The sequence below is a fragment of the Psychrobacter sp. genome (genome assembly GCF_030454045.1).
Classification (GTDB): domain Bacteria; phylum Pseudomonadota; class Gammaproteobacteria; order Pseudomonadales; family Moraxellaceae; genus Psychrobacter.
The window spans coordinates 19,600-38,891 of the sequence record NZ_JAKDJE010000006.1; the positions used below are offsets into that span (position 1 = coordinate 19,600).

Sequence of the window (19,292 nt, forward strand, 5' to 3'; positions counted from 1 at the left end):
TTGCTAGGGTTTTAACTAAATACAATGGTGTATGGCGGATTGCTCGCTGATTGCATGACACTACACTCAATCTCATAGCCGAGCGCGCCGTCCATATCAGTGGCCTTAGGGATATCGATAGCCACCGCAGGATAGTCCAGTTTGATTTTGTGACCGGCTGCCGTACCATGCTCTATGATTAATGGCATCTCATCCCCGTCCCAAGCTTTCTGATACAAGTTAATCTCACTAAGCTGCGGCGCACCAACGGCGATGGACACCATAGGCTTACGATCGCTAATCATTGAGGATTGATGATTGACCATATCCAAGCTGGTCACTTCATTACCGGTAGTATGGCTAAAGGTTTTCATGGCGTAGTCTTTACCGCCCAATTTAAACACCGGCGTATTAGCAAAATTCACCGCTTTTGGAGTGACATAGCCTTCTATCAAAGTTACTAAATCACTGGGTTTGGCAATCGGTATCGTACCGCCGACCATGCTGATTTCAAACTCCCAATAGCCCAGCTCGCCACTGTTTGCTGATAGCTTGATTTCGGCTTGGGCGCTTTTGCCCATGTGGAATTGTCCATCTAATAAGAAAGCGACGGTGCCAAAGCCCTCGTTTGTGGTCTCAGGCGTGTAGGTCACACTATCGACAGCAACGGTCTCAGAGTGACCAGCCATCAAGAATAAATCACGATACGCAGGCGCAGTGCCAGCGGTACCAGAGCTAGCAAAAGCCACCTTGCCGGTGATTTTTACTTTGTCGGTGGTGCGGTGTTTTTTATTTGCGCCCCAGCTTTCACCGTCTTTTTCTTGCTCGACAGTATCACCTTCAAAGCTAATATCGACGTCTTTAGTTTCGACAGGCTCGAGCTGACTGGGGAGTAAGTCACCCACGCCCCATAGCAGCAGTTTTTTCTTAAATTTACGACTTAATGCAACGTTTGGCATGATTTGCTCCTATTTGCCTTGTTGATTGATGCGTTGTGTATAACCCAGCTCATAGATGTCGGCCCACACGTGCAAGCTGTCTTTGAGATCGACTAGGCCGCCAGTAACGAATTTGAGCGGCTCAGTGTCCGCGCCTTTTTTGTCCGTGCAGACGTAGCCGCTGATGGCACTAAAAACAGCGGATTGCATGTCTTCAGCCGTATCACCCGCTGCCGCACCGTAAGCATCACTGTAGTTACTACAAATAGTAATTACCTGATAGCGCTCAGCGACATCCTGATAATAGTCGCTATTAGATTGCGCTTGGGTTTCAAGCTTGATGACATAACAGCCTTCAGTGGTATTGCGGTTTTTTAGGACCTCGTCAAGCTGGCCGCTATCAGCGACTTCAACAAACAGTCGGTCATGCGCTTGGTCATAGTCTTCAATGCGCTGAGCGATTTGCTTTCTAATTCTCATCTCATTCCGCCAATGCTTGTCTGATAAACTGATTGATGGCGTTGGCATCGTCTGCACTGACGCCTAGATAGGGTCTGGCTGGTATACCGCCGCCACCGTCTTGATGGCGACGGGCATATTCTTCATTAGAGCCGACATTGACGCTGTCACTGCTCACGTTATAAGTAATGGACTGTAGCAAGTTGCCCGATTGTTCAAGCAACCCGCCACCTGAGGGTTCCAATATCCAGCGTCCTAATCCAGCGACTGGATTTTTACGTCTGATACCTGAGCGCTTGAGGCTGGCATAGTTTGGATTGACGTAACTTTGCCAAGGCGTGCCTTCAGGCGATTTTTTTTCATCGGCGATACGAGATTTGGCACTTTCGGTAAGCTCGTTACCGATACTGTCAAGCACAGGTCTTAAGTCATCGGTATGCGCACGCAACCGAGCAAACAGATCACGACAGTCATTCATACCATCCCAAGTTACTGTGCTCATCCTAACCTCGACTGTGATTAACCGACCAAACCCTTTTTAAATGGCTTTAAACCCCGTTTAAATTCGTTCAAAGATGGCTTATCGTGCTACCGCCACACTTTTATCTTTTCAAGTACCTTAGAGAGCGTTTAAGAGCGAGTCTCTTTGTGAGCGTGTTAAGTCAAACGACCCATTGTTGTACGGGTAAACTGTCTGTCCTCGCTGCTGATATCCGCATGATGACTTGGCGCATCATCTGTAGGATCATCATCAGGGATAGACAAGCCCAGACTGGTATCACCTTTAGCAAAGCGCTCTAAGTGCTTGATAGCATCGTCGTATAGCTTAGTAGTGGCATTATCGGACTTGCCTGTATTGCCAAGCTTCACCTTTAGGTAATACACCGCCAAGTCGATGGCAAGGGTCTTAACCAAGGCAGGAACGATAGCAAGCGGTAGGCTGACCCGCTGACCGATGTAGCTGTCAATGATGCCTGTACCGTCCGCTATCGCTGCCTCTGCCACTGGCACATTGATACTATCTGAGCGCTGCTTTGGATTGGTCAGCTCTATGACCGTTTGCTTGCCCAGCCGTAACTCCAAGTCTGTGACAGCAGCGTAGCTCATTAGTCGTTACTCGCAGCATGCTCAGCAGCAAGCACGTCCCAAGCAGCATCACGCTCTTTGGCGCTGACATCCAAGCCTAACTCTTGTAGTACATAAACCGTAGGCTTGTCGGCAGTGACATCCAAATTTAGACCACGGATCGCCTCAACGATCGTCTCTAGATGATCAGCAGGCGCTTTTGGTACTTTAGCGCTTTGAGCCTCACTCGTAACTGGCTCAGATGTCGCTGCTGTGCCCGTATCTGTGTCTGCTGTAGGCGTTGGCTCATTTTCCAGCTCATCGACAATAATAAAGGCTGGGTCAGACGCATTAGTGGCATCAGATAGAGTGTCTTCAGATGCCGAATGATCGACATTGACAGTGTTATCGCCTGTTTCAACATCGTCAGCTCCTTCTGAAAGCACCTTCACTTGTAAATGGCGATCGGACTCAAGTACTGCCAGCTCATTGTCATCCACTTCGATTTGTTTGGGCTTGTCTGTAAATTGCATACCGTTCCGAAATCGGCTTTGGCAGCCAGTAGCAATAACAGAGATTAAAAACAGCTTACTCATGATTACATCCTTTTATAATAAGATTTGGATTAGGCTGCCCGTATCAAGCAGCCTAACCTGAGATGAATTAAACGCGCTGAGTGACCAGCACATCCACCACGTCTTTGTTGATGTTAGTTTGACCGTTCGCTAGCTTGTCGGCTTTAACTAGCTCTAGTGCTTTGGCACGTAGTGCAGGTGGCACGACAAGTAAGCTTGGATTAATATCTAGCTCACGACCGCCATCGGCTACTTGTGACTGCATGTGAGCGATAGCAGCGTTTAGCGTGTCAGCGGTCAATGGCTTGTTGGACTTATACGCCATCTGCCAAAATCCATAACCGACGTTATGACGCGCTCGAGCGCCCCAGCGAAATAGATCTAGCATAAAGACCGACTCATCATCCAGCTTGGTCATAGCGGTCAGCTCAATTTCTTTACGCTTTTGAAAGATGATGGGCTTGATCACATTGCTGGTATCAAGCAGATACCAGGACGGATCACCGCTCACAGCATCATAGTCTAGATTAGATACCGTAGTGGCCACACCCGTGCCATCATGATTTGGGTACACAGGATGATCGGTATCAAAAAAGTTTTGACCGTCATAGCACATTTTCTCATGGCCTGTTTTTAATGCATCAAATACTAATTTGTCTGGATGCTGACTGGCACGGCGGCCGTGCGCTTGGGCAAGTGGTGTTAACGTGCCTAGATTATCGTCTTCGATGTCAGTACGCTTTACCGCAATCGTTGATTCGTACAGCTTATTGACGATGCTATAAGCGTGAGTCGTGATATCTTTGAGCACGCGCTCACCGATCCACTCACGCATCTCTGGCAGCTCACCAAGCCAGTCATAAGTATTGCTAGCTGTGCTGGACGGTACGACCGTTGCGATCTGAGTGTATTCAGGCTCGACGCTATCGAGACCGTTTTGGAAGGTCTTTTTAATCGCCGTATTTAGCGCGGTTAAGGTGGCTGCATTAACTAAAGCCATGGCGGTTTTCCTTGTAATTTATAAATAAGATTAGATTAAAGGTCTGCTATTAAATGCTTGTTATTAAGTGCTTAGGACAGTAAGGCTTAGTCTAAGACCACGCCCATTTGCGCCAAGATACCTTGTTGCTCACTGTTAAGCTCAGTGGCGCTGCCGTCATTTTTCGGCGATTTATCAGGCAGGTTACTCTCACCAATGACGGGTGCTTTTTTGGCAACGAACTCTTTAAAGTCATTTAGGCCACTCTCAGTAGAGCAATACACTGCATAAAACTCGCGATCAGCTGGGGCAATCTTTTTATCTTTGATGGCCGCATTGAGCGCCGTTTCTACTGCCTCGTTGTGCTTTTCAGTTTCAAGCGCTGCAAGCTTGGCATTGGCAGTATTAAGTTCCGTGACCACCTGATTATGGGTAGCTTGCGGTACAAAGCTATTTAGATCAGGCGTCTTCGTCGCCACCGAAGCGGCTTTCAAATCTTTGATAGCGTCAATTGCCGTCGATTGATCGGCATCTGCTGCGAGGCCAAGGGCTGCGAGTAATGCTGCTAACATGGTGTCGTCCTTTTGTGTGGTTGTGGTATTTAGGGTTCGAGAGTCCTCCGCCTTATTTAAAGCAGGGACATATAAGTTAGGCTTATTGGTCAGGCCCACACTACATAGCGCATGCACAGCGCCATCTTTAGTGGTATGAAAAGCAGGGCTGTAGAACTTATAGCGCTTATCGTCGATGGATTCTTTACCCAGCGTATTTAGCTCAAGCAGTCCTAAGATATGGTCTTGCTCGACTTTGAGCTGAGTGACCCAGCCACTCGCTTGAGTGTTAGCAGTGATTTCACTGGCATGGTCGTTATCGAGGATAAAAGGTAAGGTGGTGTTTTTGACGACTTGCTCAGGGTCGCTATTGGTCCAGCTACGGCCATCACGCCCAGTAAATGCGCCGATAGGGATAAGTGGTAACCATATCCCGTCATCTGCATCGATCTTGGAGGGCAAGCGACGGCAAAGTGTGGTGACTATTGCATCACTGGCATCACTCTGACTGGTACTATTAAGCGTGGTATATAAGTGTTTTTTCATATTACTTAGAGTAGCAATATGTGTAAGTGTCGGTTATTAAAGTGGTTTACTGATTTTCTTGAGTGGAGGCTTGCTTGGTGCGGGTTGCGCGGGATATACTAATAATATAGCGATGGGGGTTACCAACTGGAAAGGGTCGCCTGATATTCTTAGCAATATCCGCATTATCCTGTTCGAATCAGGCAAACCATCGCTATTCTCTTTAGTTTAATGAGCCGTATAGCAGCTCATAACGTCCAAGACCGGTTAAGTCTTTTGTTAGCCCTCCTGTGGTCACTGTATTTAACTTTACCTTCTCTTTCTTATCACCAGTTTTTAGTTTTACCTCATAATCAAGCTTAATAAAGACTTTGCCTGTTTCGGTTTTATAAACAAAAATCAAAGTATCAAGACTGGTTTTTTTAGAGCCATCCTTTTTTGGGTCTAACAGTACCGCACTTGGGTTTTGCAGCTTGTCAGGCAGCTGCTGCCAAAACTCTACGGGCAGATTGATATCCTTGCCTTGCTTACTGTCTCTTAAACTATGCAGTATGTCTGTATCACGCACCGCGATGATTTTATGGTGCGGTGCTTTGCCCAACTTTGTCAGCTTATCGACCACCTCATCATTGATGACGCCGACGGCCAGCGTATTATTATAAGCGCGTTTATGCTCAGCGACATCCGCCACCATCTCATGCACTACCTTATCTATCATCGCCTTTTGCGCGGCATCGCCCAACAAAGCCGCCATGACAGCAGTGGCTTGTTTTGGATTTTGGCTGACCACTTGCGATAGCTTATCAGTGACCATCTCAAGCGCTTTGTGTTCACGATGACGCCCGACATTATATTCAAACCCTGGACTGATGCCCTTGGGCACTTTATGCTTGCGGCCAGTGGCTTTATTCTCCCAGTCGTGATACTCAATTTTTGGGCTGTCACTGATGCCGGCCTTTTCAGCTTTATCACGGGTCAAGCTCTGCACCCAGCACTTACAGCCCCAGCCATTCATCGGCATGTGCGTTTGCCAAAACGGATCGTCAACAGGCAGTACTAGGTTCTCAAAGCTTTTATGATCTGGTCGATGCTTGAGACTTGGCCCAAGGCGATAGCGTAGATAAGGATGGGTGGCTTTATTGGCCTCAAATCGATGCCAGCTGCCCGTGTGATACGATTGGGTTTTATTGACTTGATAGACTTTCTTTAGGCGTCTGTCTGAAAGCCGCGTCAGCTCTTCACCCGTTACCTCATCTTTTTGCGCGTACGTGCCCCAGCCGTCTTCACCCAGCTTTTCTAGCATATTTTTTCTAAAGGTATGAAAGGTTTGCCCGTCAGCCACCGCATCAATCACGGATTGATGAATGCTATCTAATACATCCAGCTCCATGATTTTGGCGACAGTGAACTTGGAGGCATGCTCTTGGGCGTATATCTCTGCCCAGTTATAGCTGGTGGCAAGCCCCTTGCTGGTTATGTATTCTATCGCCTCATGGGGTATGACTTTAGGTACCTTAAGCGCCATTATTTAACCCCATCGGCAAAGGCTTTGATGCCTGACAGTGCCAGCGCGTCAGTAATATCACTGCTGTTTAACTCAGCATCATTGAGCATGCTTAGCATCTCATCAAAGCTGGTGGCGGCTTGTAGCTGACTGACCAGCGCTTTGATAGATTGCTCAGTGACATTGATAAAGCCGTCCAAGTCATCGTCATCATCGATATCGTGCAGGCGGTCTTGCTCATTGTTGAGCGCTTTAGACAACGCTGTTTGAGCGCTTGGCGGTGCCGCTTGGTTAAATTGGGTCGCACCCATACCTTGCGGACTTGCCGCTACTAGCAGCTCTTCATCATCTTGTGGGTCAGGGATGCCCAATTTATCGCGCACAAAGTTTTGTGGCACTTTTAGCCCAAGCGGGATAAGCTTAGCAAGACCATCTACCAAGCCTGCAATATCTTCCGCTTCAGGGACGTACAAGACAAACCGTGGATAGACTTCTTGCACGCCGTAGTTAAAATCAATGTAAGGCTTAATCAGTTGCTGATTGATCGTAGCCGCCATCTGCTTGGCATCCGCTTTGAGCAGATCTATCCGCACCTCATTATGGACTTGTGATTGCGCGTTACTACTGCCATCATCAGCGGTCATGGTTTGACCCAGCACGGCTTTGCTGATTTGCTTATCTAGCCAGTTTGCTAGGTTTTCAAACAAGCTTTCGCCGCCCGTTGAGTTTGCCGCTGTGATAAATTCGACTTGCATACTCTCAGGGATGATCGCCGCCGCGTCGGTACCGATATTAGCGACCGCGCGTTTGAGTACCGCTTTGTCAGCCTCTGATGCCCCATTGCCGTATTTGCCGACCCGTATCGGCATACCAAACACTTCACAAAACGCCATCCAGTCGGTCAGTGCGTAGGTCTTACACATGTAGCTCAGCGCCGCCATACGGGCAAGACCGCCGCGTATCGGTACGCCTGCTTTGAGTTTGGGCTGATGCACGACAAACTTATAGGCTGGCAGATGGGGGCCAGCTGTACCGTCCTCATTACATAGTCGCAAGGTATAAGCATCATCATCCGCAAATCTAAAGTAGCGCGGGTCACGCCACACATAGCGGGTAGGTTTAAAGCCTTCCCACATGACTTCACTGGCCGCGAAGCCTTTACCCAAGCCATCGACCAAAGCGCTGATTAAGTCATCAAATTCGGCCGCTTGCACCAAGTTGTTGATATCATCCGCGATCGTTTGACCAATTTCACTATCATCAGCAGGTTCTACATGACGATCTAAGCCCTCAATTGCTAGCTTACGCGTGCGTAGTACGCTGCCATAGTGAGGTTCGCGCTCTTCCATCTCCTCAGCGAGCGTCAGATAATCGTAGATGTCGCCTTGGTTGGCCGCTGCTAGTATATTAGCAAGCTTGGTTGGGTTTAACCCCTTGGCAATGCTGTCATCATTCCACGCACGGCGGACGCCTGTGACGGAGGCAGCAGCAACTTCTTGCTGTAATACTTTTTTGCCAGCTTGGCTTTTTGGGTCTATTTCTTTCACAGCACGCCTCTTTTAAATCCGTGGAATTGGGTGTCATCACTATGGTAGGTAGGGTTATCTTTGACGCTCTCGTAGCCGTACTCACGCACTTTAGCTTCAATCGTAAACTGGGCATGACGCAGTAGTAGTAACGATATGGCCGTATCAGCGTGGCGCTTGATGCCTTGTCTGTCCTCGGCCGCAGTTGCCGACGGTATCTTAGGGATGCCTTTCACTACTCTAAAGGCGCGCAAATCTGCCAGCACGCGGTCAGTCTTGGGTATCTTTTTAAACGTGCCGTCCTCGAGCGCCGCTTTAAAGGGCGGGGTATGGCTTCTATACCACGGATCACTAAAGCTAACCTCATCGATCAGCCCCGTTTGTTCTTTTGGGTCCCAGCGACCAAACTTATCCGCCGCCGCTTCAGCAAGGAACCCGCCATTACCGCGGGCATCAAACGCGCCTCCAGCAAAGTTTGGCAGCCTATCCAAGATATAATCAACGATGATTTGCTCTTGCTGCTTGTACGGCATTTTGCCCAGCTCAAGAATAAACTGTATCTCTAAATCTAAGTTGGGCTGCTCAGCGCCGATGCTAAGGGAGGTTAAGTTACTACTACGGGCAAAATCTTCTCCAGCGTAGTGTTTTAAACGAGGGTTTAAGCCCTTTAAAAGAGGCTTTATATGCGCTTCACACCAATCATGGATTTCACTGCGGCGGATATGCTCATCGACTAGGCTAAAATCATCTTTTTTGATGAGGCTAATAACAGGCGTGCCTTTGTCCATGTTCTTTTCGATCATGGCGCGGGTCAGCCAGTTGCCTGAGCCGTGCTTGGGCACACACATATATTCTTCTTGCGCGTCCTCTTCACTTTCTGTGTCGTTCAGTAGGTTTTGTATCCATTGACGCTCGCCCTCGGGTGTCCACACGCCACCGGTGACTTGGCACTTACCGAGTACCTGACAGATACGCTGATACAGCCCGTCACGGCAGGCATCTTCAATAGTTGTGGTATGCACAGAGCCACGCTTTTTACCAGCGCGGCAGTCTTTGATATACTCGTTAAAAGGGCTGTCATCGCCATTATGCGTCGATATGATGCGCACTTTGCTGCCCCACATCGTGAGAGCCATAGCCGCTTTTAGCACTTCAGCAAAGCGGTCATGGAACGCCGCTTCGTCTATCACTACGTTGCCCTGCATACCACGCAAGTTTTTGGGGCTGGAGGATAGGGCTTTGACTTTAAAGCCTGAGGCAAAGTAGATGACAAAGACCTGAATGTCCTTGTCTTCATCTTCAAACACATCCTCACAAGTTTCACTAGCGGCATAGCCATAGGCTTTTGCCCACATGGCGACAGCGTCAATATACTCTCGTGCCATCTCTTTATTGGAGCCAATATAAAACGTATCACAGCCGCCAGCGAGGCGGCTCATACTGGCATCAAGCGCATTGTCAGCTGCTTCCGCCCACGTCAGACCGATTCGGCGCGATTTTTCGCCCACTTTGATTTGGCTATCATCAGCGATCCAGCGCTTTTGATAAACGAGGAGCACATCACTTTTATTAAATCCAGCAAAACCATCTAAGAAGCGCTGACACTCATTAGACAGCTTGTTTAAGGGACGCTCTACAATACTACTCATCGGCAATGCCTAGAATTTGATGCTTGATCATCTTGACGGTATCGGCGGACAGTCCAGCTTCAGACACGACTTTTTCAGCGGTATCAGCGGCGATGGTTGCCACTTCCTTACGGATGGCTTGTTCACGCTTAAAGCTGCTGGTCTCTGCCTGCTCAACGCGCTGTACGACAAGCGCTAACTGATTGAGCGCTTTGATATCCACGCCGTCTTCACTATCGCCCACACTCATGGTGGTCTCAAACGCCAACTGCTTGATAAACTCCATCAGCATTTTGCCCACGTCAGATTGCGGCGCTTCCCCAAACTGCTTGGTCCAAATCTCTGCCATCTCACGACTTTCACGGATACGGGCTGACATCTGCTCCATCTTGCTACTAAAGCGATTGAGACCGCTACGGCTTAAGCAATGCGCCTCGCTCAGCCCAGCGTCCAATACCAGCTGATTAATCTCAGCGAGTATCTTGGCTTGTGATAGCTTTTTATCACGGAGCATGAGGGTGAGTTGGCTTTTGATATCACTAGGTAGTAGATCCACTTTGCTTGCACGCCCTCTGGTTTTGTCAGTCATAGTTATTCCTAATACTTTGGATTAGGCTTGTTGACACCATCGACGACAGATAGCCCGTTTGCTACATCCAAGCCACGCTGGGTGATCGTAGCCACAAACAATTCAATACTGCCGGCGTCAATGCGATTGATCTTGACCAGCCCTTGCTCCTCAAGCCACAGCATATGGTTACGCACCAGATCCATGCTGATACGATGGCCAAACTGCGCCAGACAAGTCTGTAAGATGTTTTGATTGGCGTCGTTGTTACAAGCGACCAAGGCTTGTAGTAGTGCTAGGCGCTGATCAGCTGTGATTACATTGACCACGTTACTTATCCCCTGTGTTTATTTCTTTTTTTACCAACAAATCAACCAAACGTGACAGCCCTTTAATGCTGGTGTGTAAGGCCGAGGTTTCACCTTTCATGTCACGGATAGCGCCTTGTAGCGCAGCCACATCGCGCGCGCTTGGCAAGTGCTGCAATTCTTGCTCGACTTTATCGACCCGATCTTCTACTGCATTAAACTTATTATGCAAGTCGTCAAGACCTTCTGTGATCGTGGCCTTGCGTGCGTATCTGGTATCTAGTACCAAGTAGATGACAGAGCCGATCGTACCGCACGCGGTCAAAAATATGGCCCAGTTGCCTGTGATGTAATCTATGATTGGTTGCACCCGCTCTCCTTTTTCATTGTTTCTCGTGCAGTTGTTGGCACGCAATACAGCGTAGCGTCAAACCAAGCCGCACCCGTTGCGGCTCTACGATCTCACCGCAGTCGATACACTCATAGTCGCCATCATCATTTTTGTTGTGATCAGACGCTGCTGGCGGACGCACGATTGCTGTTGCTAAGTGCTGCGCTAGCATGATCTCTTGGTAATTTTGAGCAATATCGGCGTTATCCATGCTGGTCTACCACTTATGCTTGTATTTTTTATTAAAGATGAGCCATGCCATCGCCCCAAGCGTCATCAAAGCACCAACGGCTGTATCAAGTTGATCCGCGTTAATAAGACCGCTTTGAACAAACTGGGTCCCTAAACCGACAAGTGAGTAGCGGATGATGGGGAATAAGACGCTGTCTTGTTTTTCCATACTAATTACCTTTGTTATTTAGTGTGCTTGTGCTTAGCGTAAGCAGCCTCAAGCTTTTCATCGTAGCGGTTTTTACGATAGCCGCTGCCGTTATAGCGTCTGGCAAATCCCGACCAATCATGACGCTGTAACTCATCAACCAAGTTATTTACTTTGATGAATCGACACATCGCATCTAACTGTTTGGCTTCAGACTCGTGCATTGCATCAATAAACGCTTTGAGTGAGGCATAGCCCAAATCTTCCCAGTTATTACCCATTACCTGTCCTAGACCCCATGAACATGAGGAATGGGCAGCCTCCCAGTGCAAGACAGATGCAACATATAGTTTTTGGTGAGACGGGCGTACGTTATAAGCAGATTTTTGCCATGTTGGATAGCAAATATCAGGGAACAAATCACGCATCTGTTCACGTTTGGTGTAATAGTAGACATTACCCAGCTCACGCCAAAACACATGTGGTTCAAAAAGAATGACAGGCGAGCCGTCGTCATTAAAACCACTATCAGGACATTCAACGTCATGTATAGCCAATAGCACAGCCGTCTCAACGCCTAGTTCGATTGCAGCGGATCGGATTTCATCAAGGGTTATTGTTTTTGACATAAAAAAACTCTAACTAATGTGTATTAGTTAGAGTCTATATAGCGTGGGCTTACGAGGTTATTAAAGTGGTTTACTGATTAAATTAGCATATACCTATCTGAAGACTTTTATTTGCCTCGTTATGCATAGCATGATGCAGTTGTGCATTCTGACCAGCCATTTTACCGTTGAAATAATCATTCGTAGAGCTACGTGCTTTGCTGTTTTTTACTCGGTTAGCGGGCGATAGCGAAACCAATTGAAGCTCATTATTCATATAACGTTCTATTAAGTCAAAGTCTGTGTCCAATGGTGCTATATTCTCAATTAATCTTTTAACGGTGCTAACCCAGCCGAGACAAAAAGCATCAGCTCTTGCTGCCTTGTTCTTTGCAAGTCGGACCCTATTGAGTTCTATTTTCATGTAGTTGAGTCTTGCTTGTTTGAGTTGACGAAATAAAGAGTCGTAAGCATAGCTTGCTATCTCTACATGCATATCCAAACCCACAAAACAGTACATACTTTTTCTGTTTTCAATATCTGTATCGATATAGACGCTACAACCAAATATACGAGCAATCATATTGCCTAATACTGCTAAGTGGATTGGTGGACGTCTAGCAAGTCGAGATTCGGAGTGTTTTTGCTTAATGTCTGATAGCTCAATATCACCCATTGTAATGTCGTATTTTGCCATCATAGCATGGGCTTGGCGTAAGGCTGTAGCGGCTTCGTTTTCGTTACTCGATTTACTTAAAGCTAATCAACGTGTGATCTTATCTATGATACGTTGTTTATTATCCATTTTTAGCTCCAAAAAAAGGCCAACGTATTACTACATCAGCCTTTTATAGTTCTATTAGTTGATTTATATTGCTTAATTCACTGCCTCAGCCAAGCCTTTACCTGCCTTAAACTTAACCGCTGTCTTAGCAGGGACTTGTATGGCTTCACCTGTCTTTGGATTGCGGGCAGTGCGTGCTGAGCGCTCGGTAGTGCTAAAGGTGCCAAAGCCAACCATTTGCACGCTATCACCATTGGTGAGGGCTTCTGTCACACCATGCTCAAACGCTTGTAGCGCAGTATGAGCTTGACCTTTAGTGATACCAGCCTCAGATGCCATTTTGTTGATTAAATCTTGCTTATTCATAATATCTATCCTTAAGTTAGTTTGATTTGCCAGTATCCGACTGGCAGCGGTATTGATGTTTACTTGAAAAGCCACATACTGCCCATACCACAATTAATATCCATAACCCATTAGCCTTAAATCCGTTGACCTCTAGGTAAACTGCAGCTATTAAGAGAGAGATGAAACATAATGCTTGAGCAATATCATTCATATTAAAACCCTTTTAAAAACGCTTTAAGTTTGCTATCGGTCATCGCCATTAAGTGGCCTAAGATATAGTCGTCTAAATAAAGACTGGTGCCAATGCTGCGATCAGCACCGTGGGTATTAATCAAATAAGTATCGCCGTCCCACCAAACCGTCATATTTATGTTCTCTAGACGCTCATTGAGTGGTGTCACTTTAATAGTAAGTTGATAAGCGAGCCGCGTGGCCTGTGCTCTTAGTTCATTAATACTACTCATTTTCAGGAGGGAGTGGCTCATGTTTGCCGCCTTTTACTTGGCTAAAATCAATTCCTTTTATTGCATTAGAGAATGCTTTTCCTATTCTCGAAAACTTACGGTGGAGCAAGACCTGAAGAAGTTTGTTCTCTTCATCAACTCTTAACTTACGCTGCACGCCGCCAATATACACCAAGCTCTCACGTTGCTCATAAAATGGAAAAACCTTACGCATCTTGCTGATTTTCATGGCTATATCTCCTATACCTTACTAAAATCAAGTGGGATCTGAATGTATTTGCCTTTCTCATCGCGCTGATAGACACGCAGGTACTCTTTGGTACTAGTAACTTGCGTAGCGTCTTGTATGGCTTGCATCGCCTTTAGCCACTTTGGGTGATCAAAGTTATGGCGCTTTAGGCCCATCACGCGGTAGGTTGAAACTTTGCCCTCTTTGTCAACCTGAAACGCATCGTTGACCAGTGCTTTAATCTCTACAGCACTGCCAGTGCTCCACTCGCTAATGCACTCATCAATGAGGTTTTTAGCAATTTGCAGCCGCTCATCAAACACCGTCTTATCTTGCATAGCAATCTGAAACTTATACCGACCATCGTAGCTCTGCAAACTGACATTGCCTTTTTTACCGCCATATACCGTCTCGTATTCATTAGCTGACAGTGCCAAGAAGTCGTAAGCGAGGCTAAACAAGGCTTCTTTTTCAGCCTTCATAATGCCGTTTAACCGTAGCACTTTTGCAGCAATGTCAGTCACTGTCTCATCGCGTAGCAGATCAATAGGCTTAATTGCTGCGACAGGATTTAAGCGACCCTTTTCATCAGTCATGTATTCGATGTCATTTAAGATAGTGACTGGCGTGGCGGTTTGTTTGGTCATAGTAGTCATGAGTGTTGTTCCTTTAAATGATTTGATTAATAATTTACGTCGATTATCTAAGCGGCCACTGTTTTTGCAAACCACATAAGCAGCTGCATAACGAGCACCAAGGCCAAAAGGGTAATCCCAATACACAGCCAAATCTGGATGTGACTGACACTGCGCTTTATCGACTCAACGTCATACCTCAACGCATTTCGCTGATGATCTCTAAGCAGCCAGTCTTCCACGCTCATGTGCTTTTTCGGTTTTGCCTCTTCTATCGATGCCACCGTGGACTCGCCCAATAGTGCTTTGGCTAATTGTGTCCGATAGCTCTTACCTGGAGGTGTTGGATTTCTATCTGTCATGGTCTTATCCTCTTTAAAAGCGGCTTTAAACCTTATTTAAAACAGCTTGGGTTGATTTTTATCTTTCATTTGCTTGCCGATTTTTTTGATGACGCTATATACCCATGGCCTGCTACAGCCATACTCTTTAGCCAGTTGATTATGATTGCTACCGTTAAACTGCTCATACATCTGCAAATCACGGGTAGAGATTTTGACGCTTTGCGTAATAGGGATATACACTTGCGTACCGCCTGCTTGCTCCGCAAATGCTAATGCAACATCGACACCGATTTTGCTTGCCATCGCAGGCGTCAGGTTATAGTGCTCAATGGCTACATGAGCGACTGTGCCAGCTAGGTCTTTGATTAACTCAGGGGCGGATATATCAAACACATCAAGCGACATACCCTTTGCACTGACCCCATCGTTTTTTATATCCGCCATGATCTTGTCCTTTTATTGATCGTTTTTGACTTTATTTAATCTCAGCTTGTCCTGTTCTCGCTGCTGCCAGCTCTTGAGCGTCTCAATCATCTGCCACAGCTCTCTATCATTTGCCCCGCGTAGATTGATTACCAGTGGCTTATCGCGTTTGATGCGCTCACGGTTGATCAGCTTACGGGCAAAGGCGTTCAGGGCATTATCGCTACCGTCTTTGACAAACCCTTGCTGGTGCATGATGATCCAAAGCGCTTGGATTTTACCCAGCATAGGCTTGTCATCAAGCTCCCCATCGCGCAAGCGCGGTGAGTTGTCCTTTTTACTAGCGGCGCTGCCTTTATACTTACCGCGCCGCACCTCAAAGCCTTTGGTTCGCATCTCATCGATGACCGTGTTTAGTTCAGCCAAAGTCATGTTTTTGATGCTGCGCTTGGGCTTACCGCTTACGCGGGCGCTAACGTTCTCCAGCATATCTCGGTACGTGGCGTCGTCGAGCTTTAGCGCGTGCATGCCTGTTTTGATGGTGCGTTTGAGCGTATTTTTATACGTTGCAGTCGTCATACATCACCCCATTTGTTGTTGTGCAGAAAGGATAAGCGCCAGCGTGATTGGCTCATTACGCGCGCGGGCGGTCAGCCCTGCCAGTTGTAGATAGTTGGTCAAGGCACGCAGAGAGCCTGCGCCTTGCCCAATGCTATACAGCGCCGTCATCAGCTTGCTATCAGACAGCTCAAGCCCCCATGCAGTCGCTACCGCATCGATATCTTTTTTGCTGTTTTTTTGCACCGACTGCCGCTTGGCGTTACGACTCCAGAGCCGTGCAAACTGATGACGCTGATTAAACCCACCTTGCATTTGCGTGTAGACCTTATCGTTACCGATCAGCATAAAGCCCACCTCACTGTCTTCTTGCAAGATGCGTAATTCTTCAAGCACCTTTAATGGCAAGTGGTCGGCTTCATCTATAATCACCAGACCTTTAGTACCTGATAGCTTAATTTTGAGCATGCGAGACAGTTTGCCGGCGCGTTTTGGCGCATCACTGATGCCAAGCTCGAGCGCCATTTCATACAGCACCTCATTGATGGTGCAGATGCTGGGGCGAGCCGTGATCATCCACACATTGTTATTGGCCTTAGTGTATTGACGCGCCGCTTGGGTTTTACCCACACCGCTTGCGCCGTACACCACGCCCATCTTTCCGAACATTTTTACAAAGTCAAAGTCAGCAAATATCTTGCTAGCCGTGGGCGTGTCTACAAAGTCAGGAGCCGAGACAAACGTCGCCGTCTTTTGGGTTTGCCCGTCCAGCCACTTTTGCAAAGCCACTTCCAGCTTTTCGTTATCACCTTTATAAGTGCCTTTAAAGAAGCTACTTAACGCGCCACCGCTAAACCCGCATTCCTTGGCGACCTGCGTTTGCGTAAAGCCTTTGTCTTCGATCAGTTGTTTTACTTGTATTGTTAGTGTCATAATATTTTCTCTCTTAAATTTGCGAGGTAATCATGCTGCATTTACCTGAAAACCGTATTTACCCATCGAAAGAATTTTCTCTGAGAACTGCTGGGCTTGTTGCCTGTGAATGCTTTAGCGGATGGGGAGAAGACCAATATCAACAGCTTCATCAACTTCTTGCTCGCATAGGTATTCATAGATACGTTGCATGGGAATCTTCGAATAAGCTTGATATTGACGCTTATTGCCATGCAGATACATCACGGCGCAAAAAGACAAAAAAGTGGCAAGCTTCTGGTACTCATCTTCTGTTGCCTTACGCTTGCTGGCGGCGATTAGTTCAGGCACAACTGCTTCAAGATGAGCTTGAGCAACTGAAGTCAAAGGACAGTCCGTCAAGAATGAAAGAGTATCGGCTTGCGTTGGTAGTCCTGCAAGATATTGAGACTCTGCCTGTATACGTGCCATTTTGGTGTGACTTTTTCCGTATGCCTTCGCCATTTTCTTGTGCTCAAGACGGCTCGCCTCTTTTGTGGTACTTAGACATTGATTTTGAGTCTTTGTCTTGACTGCTTGAGTTACCTTTTTCATCATTCATCTCCATTTTTTAACATTGACATTGCACGCATAAAGTCATCATCAAATTCATTTTCGGCATCGACATCAGTCTCAGTCTCTACCACCTGCCGACGCATCGTATTGCCCTGTGCCACCACCATCACCTCAGTGATACTAGGCTGGGGCGCAGCGTCTTCCTCTACTTCCGCCTCCGGCATCAGATCAGCAAGCTCCTTGATACCCATCGCTTGCTGGGCTTTTGCCATGGCTTTTTCAGACTTGACGTACTGCTTACGGGCTTTATCATGCTCACGACCAGTCGCCTTATCGCCAAACGCCACTTTCTCAGTACAGACCGCTTCAGCGAGGAACCGACCATCCAAGCTATAGACCCACACCGTGTCATGCAGGCGCTCAGGGTCAAACTTAACGACCACCTTTTTATGAGTAGAGCCGATCAAGTCCACCGCCTCATAACGGTTCTTCTGACCAAACACCTTACCGCCACACGATAGGCTAAACGTGCCATTGTGTTTTAACGTCACCGCCTCACTCATCAGCATCAGCAGACGCATCTGCTCAGTCGTAGCACGGCGGACGGTGGCAAGCGCATAGTCACGCTCAAACACTTGGCTAAAGCTATACACGCCTTGGCAAATCTCCGTATCACGCTTGACGCGGTTGTTCCACAGCTCAATGCCTTGCTCGAGTGCGGTGATAAAGTCTTCATAGCTTGCGCCATCTTTACCGCCGTGATAGTTATCCGGCTTATCCAGTACATTAGCCCCAGCGTGGTGACCGGCAAGCAGTGGGTGCTTATCTATCGTCTCACCCAAACCGCCGTGGCTAAATGCCCGCTCGATCGGCTTTGCCTGCCCGTGACCTGTGCCAAACTGTACGCTGGTCCAAAACAGCTCAATGCCGAGCAATGGGATAATCCCCATCGGGTCATCTTCTTTTACCTTAAAGCGATAGCGGTTTTTGACCCCGCCTGTCATCCACTTGTTAGCAGCGGCGCGGGTGTTATCGATAGTCAGCTTACGCGGTATGCCGTAGCGGCTTACCACATCCATTAATGCCAAGCGGATGGTGTCGCTGTTTTCAGATAGGTCGGTACGATAAGCGAGGATCTTGCGGGTGCGGATGTCTTGCCACAGCCACGTTTTTGGGCGCACGATCTCACCGTTATGCCAGCGCACAAACGCATTGTGCTGATAGCCATCGCCATTGATCCATTCCATCGCCTCAAGCATCTCAACACTACGCACCAGCGCAGGATACATATCCGCCAAGGCACGTTCACCTTGTCGTAATAGCACGCGCTGCGTCATTGGTACTTCGCGCTCAAGCTTGCGCTTAATGCTCGACAGGCTCGGTATCGACCAGCCATGCTCAGCAGCCATGACCTTTAATCGCTCATAGCATGTGCCCATTTGCGGACGCTCAAGACGCAGATAGTCCGCCTTAAATGCCTCCCAAGCGGTTTCATCAAAGTCAGCTTGCCGCGATTTGCTGGTCTGATAGTTGCCAAGTAGGATGGGCAGCCAGTCGCTACGCTCAAAGTTGCGCACTTTGTAATACCAGCGCTTCAGTGATCCTTTACTGACCTCAGTATCATCAGCGACTTTCTCAATCGCTTGTACCGTGCCCATACCCGCATTGACCAAATCATCAACCGCAAAGCAGCTGCCGACCTGTTCCGTCGCTTTCGCTTTTTGTTTATTGGTGGCATTCTTCCAGCCGCTCCAAATCACTTCGGGCAAGTAGTTGGCCTCCTTCGGTTTAGTAGCGGGTTTAGGCTGACGCTGTTTTGCCGCCTTTGCCTGTGCCTTGGCAGCTTGCCGCGCTACTTTGATGTGGATTTCTTCTTGCACCTCAGTGGGCAGACTCTCAAATAGATACTCGGTACCACCGCCACGACCTGACCGTTTTCGGTTAATCCAGTCATCTTTTTTCGCGCGATAGATGACACCGGCTTTTGTTGATGGTAAACTCTTTAACCGATAGTCGGCTAATTCTTGCGCATTTAACCACTTTTTAACTTCCATAAC

The 19,292-nt window shown here is 47.6% G+C and carries 27 protein-coding genes and 1 pseudogene; all 28 read right to left on the bottom strand.

The annotated features are described in order from the left end of the window. Positions 1–11: 11 nt before the first annotated feature. Positions 12–938 (bottom strand): hypothetical protein, encoded by a 927-nt coding sequence (locus L0G63_RS01975; RefSeq protein ID WP_301449160.1) that lies wholly within the window; start codon positions 936–938, stop codon positions 12–14. A 9-nt stretch (positions 939–947) separates the two neighbouring features. Further along, positions 948–1,397, bottom strand: a complete 450-nt coding sequence (locus L0G63_RS01980; protein WP_301449161.1) for a hypothetical protein — start codon at positions 1,395–1,397, stop codon at positions 948–950. Position 1,398: 1 nt separating this feature from the next. After that, positions 1,399–1,878 carry a phage virion morphogenesis protein gene (locus tag L0G63_RS01985; RefSeq protein WP_301449162.1) on the bottom strand — a complete coding sequence of 160 codons (480 nt, stop codon included), beginning with the start codon at positions 1,876–1,878 and terminating at the stop codon, positions 1,399–1,401. Positions 1,879–2,033: 155 nt separating this feature from the next. Beyond that, the gene (locus L0G63_RS01990) at positions 2,034–2,483 is read right to left on the bottom strand and encodes a gp436 family protein (RefSeq protein WP_301449163.1); all 450 of its coding nucleotides are present in this window, start codon (positions 2,481–2,483) and stop codon (positions 2,034–2,036) included. Next, complete coding sequence (locus L0G63_RS01995; RefSeq protein ID WP_301449164.1) at positions 2,483–3,037, bottom strand: hypothetical protein; 555 nt, start codon at positions 3,035–3,037, stop codon at positions 2,483–2,485. The genes L0G63_RS01990 and L0G63_RS01995 overlap by 1 nt, the downstream gene beginning before the upstream one ends. A gap of 67 nt (positions 3,038–3,104) precedes the next feature. Beyond that, the gene (locus L0G63_RS02000; RefSeq protein ID WP_301449165.1) at positions 3,105–4,016 is read right to left on the bottom strand and encodes a Mu-like prophage major head subunit gpT family protein; all 912 of its coding nucleotides are present in this window, start codon (positions 4,014–4,016) and stop codon (positions 3,105–3,107) included. Between the two features lie 86 nt (positions 4,017–4,102). After that, the gene (locus tag L0G63_RS02005; protein ID WP_301449166.1) at positions 4,103–5,092 is read right to left on the bottom strand and encodes a phage protease; all 990 of its coding nucleotides are present in this window, start codon (positions 5,090–5,092) and stop codon (positions 4,103–4,105) included. A gap of 202 nt (positions 5,093–5,294) precedes the next feature. Further along, positions 5,295–6,596, bottom strand: a complete 1,302-nt coding sequence (locus L0G63_RS02010) for a phage minor head protein (protein WP_301449167.1) — start codon at positions 6,594–6,596, stop codon at positions 5,295–5,297. Further along, the gene (locus L0G63_RS02015) at positions 6,596–8,122 is read right to left on the bottom strand and encodes a DUF935 domain-containing protein (RefSeq protein WP_301449168.1); all 1,527 of its coding nucleotides are present in this window, start codon (positions 8,120–8,122) and stop codon (positions 6,596–6,598) included. Before L0G63_RS02015 ends, L0G63_RS02010 begins: the two co-directional genes overlap by 1 nt. Then, a complete protein-coding gene (locus L0G63_RS02020; protein WP_301449169.1) occupies positions 8,119–9,750 on the bottom strand; it encodes a terminase family protein in 1,632 nt (543 codons plus the stop codon). The genes L0G63_RS02015 and L0G63_RS02020 overlap by 4 nt, the downstream gene beginning before the upstream one ends. Next, on the bottom strand, positions 9,743–10,318 hold the full coding sequence (locus tag L0G63_RS02025) for a DUF3486 family protein (protein ID WP_301449170.1): 576 nt from the start codon (positions 10,316–10,318) through the stop codon (positions 9,743–9,745). Before L0G63_RS02025 ends, L0G63_RS02020 begins: the two co-directional genes overlap by 8 nt. An 8-nt stretch (positions 10,319–10,326) precedes the next feature. Further along, positions 10,327–10,626 (bottom strand): ArsR family transcriptional regulator, encoded by a 300-nt coding sequence (locus tag L0G63_RS02030; RefSeq protein ID WP_301449171.1) that lies wholly within the window; start codon positions 10,624–10,626, stop codon positions 10,327–10,329. A gap of 1 nt (position 10,627) precedes the next feature. Then, the gene (locus tag L0G63_RS02035) at positions 10,628–10,975 is read right to left on the bottom strand and encodes a DUF2730 family protein (protein ID WP_301449172.1); all 348 of its coding nucleotides are present in this window, start codon (positions 10,973–10,975) and stop codon (positions 10,628–10,630) included. Positions 10,976–10,988: 13 nt separating this feature from the next. After that, on the bottom strand, positions 10,989–11,207 hold the full coding sequence (locus tag L0G63_RS02040; protein ID WP_301449173.1) for a TraR/DksA C4-type zinc finger protein: 219 nt from the start codon (positions 11,205–11,207) through the stop codon (positions 10,989–10,991). Between the two features lie 6 nt (positions 11,208–11,213). Further along, positions 11,214–11,396, bottom strand: a complete 183-nt coding sequence (locus L0G63_RS02045) for a hypothetical protein (protein WP_301449174.1) — start codon at positions 11,394–11,396, stop codon at positions 11,214–11,216. Between the two features lie 14 nt (positions 11,397–11,410). Continuing rightward, the gene (locus L0G63_RS02050) at positions 11,411–12,004 is read right to left on the bottom strand and encodes an N-acetylmuramidase family protein (protein WP_301449175.1); all 594 of its coding nucleotides are present in this window, start codon (positions 12,002–12,004) and stop codon (positions 11,411–11,413) included. 82 nt (positions 12,005–12,086) lie between these two features. Beyond that, a pseudogene (locus L0G63_RS02055) lies at positions 12,087–12,734 on the bottom strand (DUF2786 domain-containing protein); the annotation flags it as partial. 126 nt (positions 12,735–12,860) lie between these two features. Then, on the bottom strand, positions 12,861–13,133 hold the full coding sequence (locus L0G63_RS02060; RefSeq protein ID WP_301449176.1) for an HU family DNA-binding protein: 273 nt from the start codon (positions 13,131–13,133) through the stop codon (positions 12,861–12,863). 16 nt (positions 13,134–13,149) lie between these two features. Then, positions 13,150–13,326: a hypothetical protein gene (locus L0G63_RS02065; RefSeq protein WP_301449177.1), complete on the bottom strand. Its 177-nt coding sequence runs from the start codon at positions 13,324–13,326 to the stop codon at positions 13,150–13,152. 1 nt (position 13,327) lies between these two features. Continuing rightward, positions 13,328–13,600: a hypothetical protein gene (locus L0G63_RS02070; protein ID WP_301449178.1), complete on the bottom strand. Its 273-nt coding sequence runs from the start codon at positions 13,598–13,600 to the stop codon at positions 13,328–13,330. Further along, positions 13,572–13,808 (bottom strand): hypothetical protein, encoded by a 237-nt coding sequence (locus tag L0G63_RS02075; protein ID WP_301449179.1) that lies wholly within the window; start codon positions 13,806–13,808, stop codon positions 13,572–13,574. Before L0G63_RS02075 ends, L0G63_RS02070 begins: the two co-directional genes overlap by 29 nt. 11 nt (positions 13,809–13,819) lie before the next feature. After that, on the bottom strand, positions 13,820–14,464 hold the full coding sequence (locus tag L0G63_RS02080; protein ID WP_301449180.1) for a DUF3164 family protein: 645 nt from the start codon (positions 14,462–14,464) through the stop codon (positions 13,820–13,822). A gap of 47 nt (positions 14,465–14,511) precedes the next feature. Next, positions 14,512–14,805: a hypothetical protein gene (locus L0G63_RS02085; protein WP_301449181.1), complete on the bottom strand. Its 294-nt coding sequence runs from the start codon at positions 14,803–14,805 to the stop codon at positions 14,512–14,514. 36 nt (positions 14,806–14,841) lie between these two features. Next, a complete protein-coding gene (locus L0G63_RS02090) occupies positions 14,842–15,231 on the bottom strand; it encodes a Mor transcription activator family protein (RefSeq protein WP_301449182.1) in 390 nt (129 codons plus the stop codon). A gap of 12 nt (positions 15,232–15,243) precedes the next feature. Beyond that, positions 15,244–15,789 (bottom strand): regulatory protein GemA, encoded by a 546-nt coding sequence (locus L0G63_RS02095; protein ID WP_301449183.1) that lies wholly within the window; start codon positions 15,787–15,789, stop codon positions 15,244–15,246. Between the two features lie 3 nt (positions 15,790–15,792). Continuing rightward, entirely contained in the window at positions 15,793–16,701 is a 909-nt protein-coding gene (locus L0G63_RS02100; protein ID WP_301449184.1) for an AAA family ATPase, read from the bottom strand. A gap of 114 nt (positions 16,702–16,815) precedes the next feature. Further along, the gene (locus tag L0G63_RS02105; protein ID WP_301449185.1) at positions 16,816–17,277 is read right to left on the bottom strand and encodes a hypothetical protein; all 462 of its coding nucleotides are present in this window, start codon (positions 17,275–17,277) and stop codon (positions 16,816–16,818) included. Further along, a complete protein-coding gene (locus tag L0G63_RS02110; RefSeq protein WP_301449186.1) occupies positions 17,274–19,289 on the bottom strand; it encodes a transposase domain-containing protein in 2,016 nt (671 codons plus the stop codon). Before L0G63_RS02110 ends, L0G63_RS02105 begins: the two co-directional genes overlap by 4 nt. Positions 19,290–19,292: the final 3 nt, after the last annotated feature.